General features: G+C 65.7%; 9 protein-coding genes and 5 pseudogenes. 9 read left to right on the forward strand and 5 right to left on the reverse strand.

Going from position 1 to position 11,832, the window contains the following annotated elements:
- Positions 1–98: 98 nt before the first annotated feature.
- Positions 99–1,190, forward strand: a complete 1,092-nt coding sequence (gene apbC, locus ABD104_RS29800) for an iron-sulfur cluster carrier protein ApbC (protein ID WP_343928847.1) — start codon at positions 99–101, stop codon at positions 1,188–1,190.
- A gap of 3 nt (positions 1,191–1,193) precedes the next feature.
- On the opposite strand, the pseudogene ABD104_RS29805 reads toward apbC, so the two are convergent.
- From ABD104_RS29805 to ABD104_RS29815, 3 genes and pseudogenes are all read right to left on the reverse strand, one after another.
- Positions 1,194–2,060 (reverse strand): annotated as a pseudogene (locus ABD104_RS29805) (IS5 family transposase).
- 64 nt (positions 2,061–2,124) lie between these two features.
- Positions 2,125–2,733: a Rieske 2Fe-2S domain-containing protein gene (locus ABD104_RS29810; RefSeq protein WP_343928848.1), complete on the reverse strand. Its 609-nt coding sequence runs from the start codon at positions 2,731–2,733 to the stop codon at positions 2,125–2,127.
- Positions 2,734–2,752: 19 nt separating this feature from the next.
- Positions 2,753–3,064 (reverse strand): TRAP transporter large permease subunit, encoded by a 312-nt coding sequence (locus ABD104_RS29815; protein WP_343928849.1) that lies wholly within the window; start codon positions 3,062–3,064, stop codon positions 2,753–2,755.
- A 210-nt stretch (positions 3,065–3,274) separates the two neighbouring features.
- Between ABD104_RS29815 and ABD104_RS29820 the strand changes: the two genes are divergently transcribed.
- The 6 genes and pseudogenes from ABD104_RS29820 to ABD104_RS29845 all read left to right on the forward strand — a co-directional run bounded on the left by ABD104_RS29820 (position 3,275) and on the right by ABD104_RS29845 (position 9,786).
- On the forward strand, positions 3,275–4,048 hold the full coding sequence (locus tag ABD104_RS29820) for an alpha/beta fold hydrolase (protein WP_343928856.1): 774 nt from the start codon (positions 3,275–3,277) through the stop codon (positions 4,046–4,048).
- 32 nt (positions 4,049–4,080) lie between these two features.
- Positions 4,081–6,822 (forward strand): molybdopterin-dependent oxidoreductase, encoded by a 2,742-nt coding sequence (locus tag ABD104_RS29825; RefSeq protein ID WP_343928850.1) that lies wholly within the window; start codon positions 4,081–4,083, stop codon positions 6,820–6,822.
- The gene (locus tag ABD104_RS29830) at positions 6,819–7,466 is read left to right on the forward strand and encodes a 4Fe-4S dicluster domain-containing protein (RefSeq protein WP_343928851.1); all 648 of its coding nucleotides are present in this window, start codon (positions 6,819–6,821) and stop codon (positions 7,464–7,466) included. The genes ABD104_RS29825 and ABD104_RS29830 overlap by 4 nt, the downstream gene beginning before the upstream one ends.
- Entirely contained in the window at positions 7,463–8,347 is an 885-nt protein-coding gene (locus tag ABD104_RS29835; protein ID WP_343928852.1) for a hypothetical protein, read from the forward strand. Before ABD104_RS29830 ends, ABD104_RS29835 begins: the two co-directional genes overlap by 4 nt.
- A pseudogene (locus ABD104_RS29840) lies at positions 8,347–9,410 on the forward strand (CDP-6-deoxy-delta-3,4-glucoseen reductase). The gene ABD104_RS29835 and the pseudogene ABD104_RS29840 overlap by 1 nt, the downstream one beginning before the upstream one ends.
- A 43-nt stretch (positions 9,411–9,453) precedes the next feature.
- The gene (locus ABD104_RS29845; RefSeq protein ID WP_343928853.1) at positions 9,454–9,786 is read left to right on the forward strand and encodes a 2-keto-4-pentenoate hydratase; all 333 of its coding nucleotides are present in this window, start codon (positions 9,454–9,456) and stop codon (positions 9,784–9,786) included.
- A gap of 140 nt (positions 9,787–9,926) precedes the next feature.
- On the opposite strand, the pseudogene ABD104_RS29850 reads toward ABD104_RS29845, so the two are convergent.
- Positions 9,927–10,511, reverse strand: a pseudogene (locus tag ABD104_RS29850) (Tn3 family transposase); the annotation flags it as partial.
- 100 nt (positions 10,512–10,611) lie between these two features.
- Positions 10,612–10,902 (reverse strand): fumarylacetoacetate hydrolase family protein, encoded by a 291-nt coding sequence (locus ABD104_RS29855; RefSeq protein ID WP_343928855.1) that lies wholly within the window; start codon positions 10,900–10,902, stop codon positions 10,612–10,614.
- 253 nt (positions 10,903–11,155) lie between these two features.
- On the opposite strand from ABD104_RS29855, the pseudogene ABD104_RS29860 reads away from it, so the two are divergent.
- Both ABD104_RS29860 and ABD104_RS29865 read left to right on the forward strand, forming a co-directional pair.
- A pseudogene (locus ABD104_RS29860) lies at positions 11,156–11,539 on the forward strand (acetaldehyde dehydrogenase); the annotation flags it as partial.
- 10 nt (positions 11,540–11,549) lie between these two features.
- Positions 11,550–11,738: pseudogene (locus tag ABD104_RS29865) on the forward strand (4-hydroxy-2-oxovalerate aldolase); the annotation flags it as partial.
- Positions 11,739–11,832 lie beyond the last annotated feature (94 nt).

Below are 11,832 nucleotides of genomic sequence, written 5' to 3' on the forward strand. Positions count from 1 at the left end.
TCGCGATGCTGCCTGCGATTAAAACGGCAGCATGATGTGCCCGGAGCGTTCCACTTAAAATCTCAAAATACTGTCCAAACAACCGGAGCCACCTCTCCATGCCAGCCACAACCGAACAATTGCAACAGGCGCTCGCCGGCGTCGTCGACCCCAACACCGGCAAGGACTTCGTTAGCACCAAGGCGCTGAAGAATCTTCAGGTCAATGAGGGCGACGTCGCTTTCGACGTCGAACTCGGCTATCCCGCCAAAAGCCAGATCCCCGGCTTGCGCACTGCGTTGATCGCGGCGGCCAAAGGCGTGCCGGGCGTGCAGAACGTTTCGGTGAATATCTCCAGCAAGATAGTGGCGCACGCCGCGCAGCGCGGCGTTGCGCTGCTGCCGAACGTGAAGAACATCGTCGCCGTGGCGTCCGGCAAGGGCGGCGTGGGCAAGAGCACGACGGCAGTGAACCTGGCGCTCGCGCTCGCCGCGGAGGGCGCCGCCGTCGGCTTGCTCGACGCCGACATCTACGGTCCGAGCCAGCCAATGATGATGGGCATCCAAGGCCGGCCCGAATCCAGCGACGGCAAGACCATGGAGCCTTTGGAGAACTACGGCGTCGAAGTGATGTCCATCGGCTTCCTGGTGAACCAGGACGAAGCGATGATCTGGCGCGGCCCGATGGCGACGCAGGCATTGGAACAACTGCTGCGCCAGACCAACTGGGGGGACCTCGATTACCTGATCGTCGACTTGCCGCCCGGCACCGGCGACATCCAGCTCACGCTGTCGCAGCGCGTTCCGATGACGGGCGCGGTGATCGTCACCACACCGCAGGACATCGCGCTGCTCGACGCCAAGAAGGGCATCAAGATGTTCGAGAAGGTGGGAGTGCCGATCCTGGGCATCGTCGAGAACATGGCGGTGCACATATGCAGCCAATGCGGCCACGCCGAGCACATCTTCGGCGAAGGCGGCGGCAAGCGGATGGCCGAGCAGTACGGCATGGATTACCTGGGCGCCCTGCCGCTGGACATCAAGATCCGGCTGCAGGTCGACAGCGGCAAGCCCACGGTCGTGGCCGATCCGGACGGCGAAGTCGCGGGCATCTACAAGGCGGTCGCGCGGCAGGTGGCGATCAAGATCGCGGCCAAGGCCAAGGACTTTTCCTCGAAGTTCCCGAGCATCAAGATTTCCAAGGAAACTTAGAACCTATCCGTAAATTATGTTTACCTTGAGCGTCACTTTGCGGAACGCGATGATGGCAGCGGCGATGTGGTTGAGCGCGAGGAAGCTGCGTTCGAGCTTCTCGTATCGCACCAGCAGCTTGCGAAAGCGATTGAACCAGCTGTGGCAGACCTCCACCACCCAGCGCCGCGCCTTCTTGGTCGGGTCGCGCCGCTTGGCATCGGCCTCCTTGCCACGACCAACGACGTGAGGAATGTAGCCGTGCGACTCGATGATCTCCAAAGCAGGCCGACCTCGGTAACCGGCATCGGCGCACAAGTGCTTGCTGCGCCGCGTGCTGGGCGTCTTGCGTTTGACCACGATGGCCTGCAGCACCGCATCGAGTTGCGTCACGTCATGCTCATTGGCCCCGGTCACGACGAGCGACAACGGGACGCCACGGCCGTCCACCAGCAGGTGACGCTTGCTCCCCTTTTTTTTCCCGATCGGTCGGGTTGCGTCCGACCGCCTCTTGCGCCAATGGAGCCTTGAACATGGCCCCGTCGATGCTCTGCCATCGCCAGGCGATCCCCTCCATCTGGTCGTACTCGGCAAGTCCGGCTTTCCAGATGGCCTCGAACACGCCCGCGGCCTCCCATTCCAGGAATCGCTTGTGCACGGCGCTGGCGCTGCCAAAGCGCTCCTTGGGCAGCGCTTTCCATTGGCAGCCCGTGCGCAACACGTACACGACCGCCTCGAACACTTGTCGTGCCGGCTTGGGCGGGGCCCCGCTCCGGCCTTGCGCACGTACTCCTTGTCCGCGCTGCGCTCGCGCACCGGAATCAGCGGCTCCACGCGCCGCCAAAATTCATCGGTCACCACCCACGATTCGACTCGCTTGCGTGTCGCCATGCATTCGTCCCGACGCCGCGCGAACTACGGCTCAGGACGAGAGTGTACTATTTACGGATAACTTCTAAGCCGCGAACGGGTGCTTGAACCCCAGCTTGCGGTCCATCACGCCATGCAGGTAGAAGGTGTGGGTGGAATCGGCCGTGTTCTCCTGGATCTGGAGCCAGTTGCAGTGATGCACCGGATACACATTGATCCTGCGGGCGCCGTCCTCGCGCACCAGAACGTCCCAGCGCGGCGGCAGCGGCGCCTTGTCGGGGAATGGGCCCATGTAGGTGAACAGCAGTCCACCGAGTTCACGCACCGGGTACGACTTGAGTCGGATCTCGTCCTTGAGCGTGCTCTTGGCAGGCTCGAACGGCTGCTCCAGGCAACGTCCGTCGGAGCCGTAGAGCCAGCCGTGGTAGCAGCAGCGCAGGCCACACTCCTCGATGAAGCCGTAGTACAGCGAGACGCCGCGGTGCTTGCAATGCTCCTCGACACAGGCCAGCTGGCCCTGGCCGTCGCGGAACACCAGAAGGTCCTCACCCAGGATGCGCATCCGCTTCTTGGGGTTTTCCGGGGTGATTTCGCCGGCCGGGCACAGCGGCTGCCAATAGCGGCGCAGCAGTTCACCGCCTGGTGTGCCGGGGCCGACCCGGGTCAGGCGTTCGTTCGACGCGGTATCCATCATGTTCGTTTTCCTTATCTGGTTACTTCATACCCAGCGCGTGGGGCAACCACGTCGCGAGGGCGGGACTGCCGATCAGCATGCCCACCAGCACGACCTGGGCCGCGACGAATGGCATGACGCCGGTGTAGATGGTCTTGAGCGTGACGTCGGGAGTCATGCTTTTGACGACGAAGACGTTGAGCCCGATGGGCGGGGCGATCATGCCGATCACGATGTGGAGGAAGTCAACGCGGCGCTGCGGGGCACCAACGTCAAGGTGCGCCTGTTCGCCGCGACAAGGTCGCGGACATGGGCTATGCGAACGTCTGGTGGATTGCCCACGGAATTTCATGTGTCTCCTTGGTTGAAAACGTTCTATTGAACAGAACGGCTTGACATCCAGCGTAACGCGCGCCAAACTTAATGTGTCAACGCGATCGGGACTAGGGGAAATCACTCCCCAGCCCCAAGACTGCGAGACAGAAGGAAACGAGGAGACATGTGAAAGTGACGCGCAGAGAATCGCTGGCGGCTATTTGCGGCCGCGACCGCACTGGGCGCGCTGGGCGGCTGCGCCGCGACGCAGGCGCAGAAGCGGCCCGCGATCGTGCTGGTTCACGGGGCGTGGCATGGGCCGTGGTGCTGGGACAAACTGGCCGCTGTCCTGCGCGATGCCGGCCACGAGGTTAGCGTGGTGGACCTGCAGGGCACGCCCACGGGCGGCCGTGCTCCGGTCGAGAGCAGCACGCTTTCCAGCTACACGGACCGGGTGGTGCAGGCCCTCGATGCCCAAGCGTCGCCCGTGATCCTGGTGGCCCCCAGTTCCGGCGGATTGGCCGCATCGCAGGCCGCCGAGTCGCGGCCCAAGAAGGTTCGCACCCTGGCATTCCTGTCGGCCTTCGTCGCCGCCGATGGCGAAGCACATCGAAACTTGACCGGGGCCGACCCTGGGCAGAAGGTTTCACCTGTCCTGCTTGTGGATTTCCGCCCCGCGACGCGCATCCCGCTGCAGACCCGCATCGATGTCTCCAAACCCGCGGAAGTAAAGCTGGCCTTCTACAACGACTGCAGCGACCAGGACGCGCAGGCCATGATGAAGAGACTAGTGCCGGAGCCTGCGGGGCCTGCCGGCCAGCCGCTGCGTCTGACCGCCGCGAACTTCGGATCGGTCGCCAAGGTGTACATCCATTGCGCGCTGGACAACGCGATCTCGCTCGCGCGGCAGCGCCAGTTTGCAGCCAAGTGGCCGATGCGCAAGACCGTCACATTGGAAGCCGGACACTCACCGTTCATCAGCATGCCGGCGCGCCTGGCAGCGGAACTCACGGCACTCTGATCCGCCATCTCGTTCACTCAAGGAAGTTCTCCATGCGAAGCCGACCCAACGTACAAGTCCGCACTCTGCCGACCACCTGTTACCAGTGCAACGCCGGCCCCGAGATGCTCAACGTCCGAGTCGAGGACGGCGTGGCCACCGAGGTCCGGCCACATTTCGAAAGCGCCGAGGTGCATCCCGGCGGCGGCAAGGTCTGCGTCAAGGCCTATGGCTTGATCCAGAAGGTCTACCACCCCAACCGCGTGAAGACGCCGATGGTTCGCACCAATCCGAAGAAGGGCCGCCACGAGGAACCGGGCTGGCGCGAAATCTCCTGGGAAGAGGCGCTCGACATGGTCGCGGAGAAGATGAACGCCGCGGCGGCCAAGGGTGCGCTGGACACGTCGGGCTACCCGCGCGTGGCCACCACGTTTGGCGGCGGACCCACGTCCAAATTCTACCTCGGCACCATGCCGGCTTTCTTCGCCGCCTGGGGCGCCACCGACGTCAGCATGGGCAGCGGCCCGGGCGTGAAGTGCGCGCACTCCGAGCACATGTACGGCGAGTTCTGGCACCGCGGCTTCACCGTGGCGCCCGACACGCCGCTGTGCAATTACCTGCTGTCCTTCGGCCACAACATGGACGCGTCGGGCGGCGTGTGCAGCGTCAAGCGACATGCCGACGCGCGCACCCGGGGCATGATCCGGGTCCAGATCGAGCCGCATCTCTCGGTCACCGGCGCGAGTTCCTCCGAATGGGTGCCGATCAAGCCCAAGACCGACCCGGCCTTCATGTTCGCGATGATCCACGTGCTGCTGCACGAATCATCGCGCGACCGGCTGGACCTGCCCTTCCTGAAGGAGCGCACCGGATCGCCCTACCTGATAGCGCCCAACGGCTTTTACCTGCGCGACCCGGCCACCGACAAGCCCCTGGTGTGGGACCGCGCGCACGCGGCCGCGGTACCGCACGACACGCCCGGCATCGACCCGGCGCTGGACGGCGAATTCACACTCGACGGCGTCGAGTTCGGCGCCGATGGAGAGCGCTGGGTGCACCAGGGCGCCGTGTGCCGCACGGCGTTCCAATCCCTGGTGGACCATGTCAAGACCTACACGCCGGAATGGGCCGCGGCCATCTGCGACGTGCCGGCCGCATCGATCCGGAAGATCGCGCTGGACTATCTCGCGCATGCCCGCATCGGCGAAATGATCGAGATCGACGGCAAGCCCCTGCCCTTTCGCCCGGTGGCGATCTTCCTGGGCAAGACCGTGAACAACGGCTGGGGCGGCTACGAAAGCTGCTGGGGACGCACCGTGCTGGCTTGCCTGGTGGGCGCGCTTGAAGTACCAGGCGGCACGCTGGGCACGTCGGTGCAGATCAACGAGCACCCGAAGAATCGCAACCTGAGCGTGCATCCCGGTCCCGACGGTTTCATGGACTATCCGCTGAATCCGACCGACAAGGAAAACTGGATTTCCAGTCCAACAAAACGCGATGCCGCGCGCACCCTGGTGCCGCTGGCCGGCAATTCGCCGCGCTTCATGGGATCGGGCCCCGGCCACCTGTCCTGGATGACGCTGGACCAGGGCGACCTGCAGGGGTTCCCGCCCATGACCCTGCCCGACGTCTGGTTCGTCTACCGCGCCAATCCGGTCATCTCGTTCTGGCAGGTCGGCAAGGTGGAGGAAGTCGCGGCGCGATTCCCCTTCACCGTGTGCTTCGCCTTCACGGATGACGAGACCAACCACATGGCGGACCTGCTGCTGCCGGAATGCACGGACCTGGAGAGCATGCAGCTGCTGCCCATCGGAGGCACCAAGTACATCGAGGCCTTCTGGGCGCACCGCGGCTACTCACTTCGCCGCCCGGTGGTAGAGCCGGCCTCGGGTGTGCGCGATTTCACCTGGATCGCCACCGAACTGGCCAAGCGCACGGGAGTGCTCAAGGGCTACAACACGGCCATCAACAACGGCCTCACGGGGATTCCCCTGCGCACCAAGGAGTACAACTTCGCGCTTGACGAGTCGGCCGAGCATTCGAAGGAAGAGATCTGGGACCACGTGTGCCGCGCCGCGTCGTTCGAGGTGACCGCCGGCGCCGCCTCCGACGGCCTGGACTACTACCTGGAGCACGGCCTGCGCGTGAGCGAATACCCGCGAACCAACTGGTATCTGTACCCGACCATGGTGGCCAAGGGCCTGCGCTTCGAACTGCCCTACCAGGAACGGCTGATGCGCATCGGCATCGAGTTGGGCAACCGCCTGCATGAGAAGGGCATAGCCTGGTGGGACAAGCAGCTGGCCGAGTACTCGGCGTTGCCTGCGTGGCACGACATTCCGGGTATCTGGGAGAAGGCCTACGAATCGAGCTTCGACATAGCCATCGCGGACTACCCCTTCTGGCTGCTCACGTCGCGCAGCATGCAGTACGCCTGGGGCGCCAACTCCGGCATCCAGCTGATCAAGGAAGTGGCCGACAACGTGGCGGGCCACGGCGGGGTGATCTTGAATGCCCGCACCGCGCGCCAGCTGGGCATCGAAGACGGCGACCTGATCGAGATCCGTTCGCCGATCGGCGCCACCCAGGGCCATGCCGTGGTGCGCCAGGGCATCCGGCCCGACACCGTGCTCATGATCGGCCAATTCGGCCACTGGAAGACCCCTGTGGCCAAGGACTTCAAGGTGCCGAGCATGAACTCACTGGTCCCGATGCTGATGGAAACCACCGACAACACCGGCTCCGGCGCGGACCTGGTGCGCGTTTCCGTGCGCCGCGTGGGAGGCCCGGCATGACGCGCTGGACCATGATCGCCGACCTGCGCCGCTGCGTGGGCTGCCAGACCTGCACCGCTTCGTGCAAGCACACCAACGACACGCCGCCCATGATCCAGTGGCGCAAGGTTCTGGACATCGAAACCGGCGAGTATCCCGACGTGCAGCGCACCTTCATGCCGGTGGGCTGCATGCATTGCGCCGATCCGCCCTGCATGGAGGTTTGCCCTTCCACCGCAACGCGGCAGCGGCCGGACGGTATCGTCACGATCGACTATGACATCTGCATCGGCTGCAGCTACTGCATGGTGGCCTGCCCCTACCAGGCCCGCCACAAGTTGGAGAAGCCATTGTTCGCGTTCGGCGACCCCACGCCCAACGAACAGTTGCGCAACGACCCCGCGCGCCTGGGCGTCGCCCAGAAGTGCACGTTCTGCTCCGACCGTGTCGACTACGGCCTGGAGAACGGGCTGACCCCCGGCATCCACCCGGATGCCACGCCGGCCTGCGTCAATTCGTGCATCGCCGACGCGCTGCACTTCGGCGACATCGAAGACCCCAAGAGCAACGTCTCCACCCTGCTGGCCGAAAACGAGAGCTTCCGCATGCACGAAGAGCTCGAGACCAAACCCAGCTTCTACTACCTCTACGAGAACAAGGCATGAAAGGTATCGCACCTTGGCTGCAGGCGCATTGGGATTGGCGCGCGGCCGGAAACTTCATCTGTGGCGGGAGCGGCAGCGGCTTGCTGGTCCTGGCCGCCGCCCACGCCAGCAGCGGCGGGACGGTGGATCGCATCATCGTGCTGGCGGGCCTGGCGCTGATCGCCGCGGGCCTGGCCATGGTCTGGACCGAACTGGGTCGCCAACTGCGATTCCTCAACGTATTCCGGCATGCGCGCACCTCCTGGATGACGCGTGAAGCCTTGGTGGCCATGCCGCTGTTTGGCTTCGGCGTCCTGGCCGCCTGGACCGGCGAGCGAGGCTTGCTGCTGTGCACCGCCGCGTTCGCGTTGGGCTTCCTGTACTGCCAGGCGCGAATGCTGCACGCGAGCAAGGGCATCCCGGCGTGGCGCATCGCCACCTCGGTGCCACTGCTGGCCTCCACCGGGCTGGCCGAAGGAGCCGGAGCGCTGCTGGCGCTGCACTACCTGGCTTCGGGCGGCACGGCCGTCGCGGGCAGCGCACAGCTCTGGCTGTTCGCCGTGCTGCTTGCCCTGCGCTTCGTCAACTGGGAGGCGTACCGACAAAGCGTCAAGTCGAACGTGCCGGAAGACGCCCTGAAGGCGATCGCGCAGGTGACGCCCCATGTCGTGCGTTTCGGCCACGCGGCACCGGCCGCGCTGCTATTGGCGGGCCTGCTGTTGCCGGGCATCGCCGCCGAGGCCGGCGCGCTGGCCGGCCTGCTGGCGATCGAGGCCGGCTGGCGGCTGAAATTCTGCATCGTGCGCAAGGCTGGATTCAACCAGGGGTTCGCGTTGCCGGTCACGCCCAACCGCGGGCTGAGCGGCACCCACCGCGGCATCAAGCCCGGATGGCGGCCCTGATGACGCGCCGCATCACGCTCCAGCCCGCGGGCAATGTCTCGAGGTCGGGCAGGGCGAGGCCATCCTCGCCGCGGCGATGCGCCAGGGCGTCGGCATGGCATACAGCTGTCGCGATGGCTCATGCGGTTGCTGCAAGAGCCGGCTGATCGAAGGACAGGTCGAGCACCGCGCGCATCGCCCCTCGGCGCTGACGGATGGCGAGGCGCAGGAAGGCTTCGTCCTTGCGTGGCGCAGCCTCTGACCGACTGCCTGCTGGAGGCGCGCAGCGTAGAACCCGCCGCGCAGGCGCTGCGCAAAATGCCCATCCGCGTGGCGGACCTGCGGCGTGCCGCGCCCGACGTGATGGTGTTGCGCATGCAGTTGCCGTCCAACCAGGAATTCCCCTACCGGGCCGGACAGTATGTGGACCTGATCCTGCGCGACGGCGCCCGCCGCAGCTACAGCATGGCCACCGCGCCGCAGAGGCTGGGCAGCCCTCCCATGATCGAGCTGCACCTGCGCCACATGCCGGGCGGCCAGTTCACGGACCACGTGTTCGCAAGCCTCAAGGAGCGCGACGTCCTGCGCATGGAAGGGCCGCTGGGCAGCTTCCACCTGCGCGAAGACAGCCGGCGTCCCATTGTCCTGCTGGCCAGCGGCACGGGCTTCGCTCCCATCCGGGCCATCCTGCAACGAATGCAGGACCTGGGGGACGACCGGCCGGCCATGCTGTACTGGGGCGGCCGCCGCAGCGCGGACCTCTACCTGCACGACTGGGCCGTGCAAGCCGAGCTGGCGATGCCGGGCCTGCGCTACGTGCCGGTCCTGTCGGAACCGGTCCCGGACGACGGCTGGACCGGCCGCACCGGGTTTGTCCACCGCGCTGTGATGGAGGACTGACCTGTCGGGCCACGAGGTCTATGCCTGCGGTGCGCCCGTGGTGGTGGAGTCGGCGCGGCGCGACTTCGTGGCGCAGTGCGGACTGCCCGCCGAGCACTTCCACGCCGACAGCTTCATCAGTGCCGCGGACCGCGCGCCCGCCGGCGCCCCGGCCTCGCCTGCGGTTTCGCCGATGCCCGCCTGACAGATCCACCCCATCCCTTCCAGCAATAACGCGAGAGAGAGACATGCCCACCATGAATGATTCCGACATCAACGCAGCCGCACTGGAGCTGCGTCGCGCTCGCGCGGACCGCCAGCCGATCCCGCCGATCTCCGCCAGCCATGGCATTGCCGGCCTGGAGGCCGCCTACGCGGTGGCCGAGCTCAACACGCGCCACCGGATTGCGCAGGGGGCACGCATCGTCGGCCTGAAGGTCGGCCTGACGTCCAAAGCCGTGCAGCAACAGTTGAGCGTGGACCAGCCGGACTTCGGCGTCCTGTTCGACGACATGGAGTTCCTGAGCGGGCAGGACGTGCCGGCGGCCCGGCTGATGCAGCCCAAGGTGGGGTCTCCTTGATTTCAGTGCAAAAAGTGACGGTTCGACCGATGAGCGTTGGCGCGGGTTCTGGCGGTTCGTCACGCGCAAGTTCTTGCCAGACAATGGGTTTCTGTTGGTCCTCCAATCAGGCTGCAACCCGCACCAATGTTGGGTTGATTTCAGCCGCTGGTGCTTGTTTTCGCCGCAGTTTGCGACGGCAGGATCTGCCCCGCGTAGCGCTCCAGTGGGAAGCGGCAGACACCTCGCAGGTTGATGCCCTCAAGGCGGGTCGGCGCGATGCGCCCAGTCAGCTCCGGCGGCACGATCTGGCGCCTGTTGGCCCAACGATCCAGCACCGACTGCATCGGCGCCGTGTTCCACGCCATCACGATGTTGGCCAGCAGGCTCAAGGCGTCGGCCACCGCCTGCATCTCGTCGCATCGGCGGGCCTGGGCCGGCCCAACACGGCCGGTGTAGATGGCGCGCTTGAGCGCGTTCACCGCCTCGCCCCGGTTGAGAACCCGGCGCAGCTCCCTGCGGAAGCCGGCGTTGACGAAGTAGTCCGCCAGGAAGGCCGTCCTGAGCAGCTTGCCCAGCTGCACACCGGCATCGTAGATCGGGTCTCCCCTGGCCGCCGACCCGAACCTGGCCAGCGCCGCCACCGCGCTGGCATGGCCCGACATCACCGACGCAGCCAGATGCACCAGGTTGTCCCAATGGGTTTCGATCAGTGCCGTGTCAACGCCGGCCATGGCGGCCAGTTCCACATGCTGCCCGTGCCGCAGCATTTTGATCATCAGGTCCGTGCCGATATTTCCGCTGCCGATGATGGCGGCTTTGAGCTTGCGTGTCATCGTCATCCCTTCAGGCCAGTCGGCAGCTCACGCTGCCCAGCGCGCCGATCTGCGCTTGCACCACATCGCCGGCCGCCACCGGCACCATCGGGCCCAGCGCTCCGGACAGGATGACCTGGCCCGCGCGCAGGCCCTGGCTGCGCTTCGCCATCGTGAGGGCCAGCCAGTAGGCTGCTCGCAGCGGATGGCCCAGGCACGCGGCACCGGTGCCCACTGAGACCGTTTGCCCGTTCTTCGTCATCGTCATGCCGATTTCGCCGAGCGGCAGGCTGCCCGTTTCCGCCGGCTGGTCGCCCAGCACGTACAGGCCGCAGGAGGTGTTGTCCGCGACCGTGTCGACCAGGCTGATCTTCCAGTCCCGCGATGGCGCTGTCCACGATCTCCAGGGCCGGCAGCGCGTAGGCGATGGAGCCCAGGAACTCGCCGTAGCTGGGCCGGGCCGAGGCCAGGTCGCGGCCAACCACGAAGGCGACCTCGGCTTCCACCTTGGGGTCCCTTTGATTTCAGTGCAGAAAGTGACGGTTCGTGCCTGCCCGCAGAGCGAGGATTGGCGCGGGGTCTGCGCCATTAGCAAGGCGATCATCGTGATGAACCCGGCCGAGCCTCCGATGATCATGCGCGACACGGTGTACCTGCTGAGCGAGGCAGCGTCCGAGGCGGCTATCGAAGCCTCGGTCGAAGACATGGTGCAGGCCTATGTGCCGGGCTACCGGCTGAAGCAGCGGGTGCAGTTCGACACGATCGCGCCCGACCGGCCCATCCGGATTCCCGGTGCTGGCGAGCGCATGAGCGGACTGAAATCCTCGGTGTTCCTGGAAGTCGAGGGCGCGGCCCACTACCTGCCGGCCTACGCCGGCAACCTGGACATCATGACCAGCGCCGCGCTGCGCACCGGCGAGCAGATGGCCGCGCGCATGCTGGCGCCAGTGGCGGCCTGAGGAGCGATTCATGAATAACCCCGCAACCCGCAAGATCTACATCTCCGACGTGACGCTGCGCGATGGCAGCCACGCCATCCGCCACCAGTACAGCGTGCAGCAGGTCCGCACGATCGCCCGCGCGCTGGACCAGGCCCGGGTCGATTCCATCGAAATCTCGCATGGCGACGGCCTGCAAGGCGGCAGTTTCAACTACGGAGAGGTGGCGGCGGAAATTCAGACAGTCCGATAAGTGGAGAGCTCTGGGCCTGATCCGGCGATAATGCCGGTAAAGGAACCAGAGAGATGACCAA

Source organism: Pigmentiphaga daeguensis, assembly GCF_039523035.1.
Taxonomy (GTDB): Bacteria; Pseudomonadota; Gammaproteobacteria; order Burkholderiales; family Burkholderiaceae_B; genus Pigmentiphaga; species Pigmentiphaga daeguensis.

Bases quoted from the DNA above. Each gene is read 5' to 3' on its own strand.
- apbC (WP_343928847.1), top strand. From the start codon at position 99: ATGCCAGCCACAACCGAACAATTGCAACAGGCGCTCGCCGGCGTCGTC.
- ABD104_RS29835 (WP_343928852.1), top strand. From the start codon at position 7,463: ATGAAAGGTATCGCACCTTGGCTGCAGGCGCATTGGGATTGGCGCGCG.
- ABD104_RS29825 (WP_343928850.1), top strand. From the start codon at position 4,081: ATGCGAAGCCGACCCAACGTACAAGTCCGCACTCTGCCGACCACCTGT.
- ABD104_RS29815 (WP_343928849.1), bottom strand. From the start codon at position 3,064: ATGAAATTCCGTGGGCAATCCACCAGACGTTCGCATAGCCCATGTCCG.
- ABD104_RS29830 (WP_343928851.1), top strand. From the start codon at position 6,819: ATGACGCGCTGGACCATGATCGCCGACCTGCGCCGCTGCGTGGGCTGC.
- ABD104_RS29810 (WP_343928848.1), bottom strand. From the start codon at position 2,733: ATGATGGATACCGCGTCGAACGAACGCCTGACCCGGGTCGGCCCCGGC.
- ABD104_RS29845 (WP_343928853.1), top strand. From the start codon at position 9,454: ATGCCCACCATGAATGATTCCGACATCAACGCAGCCGCACTGGAGCTG.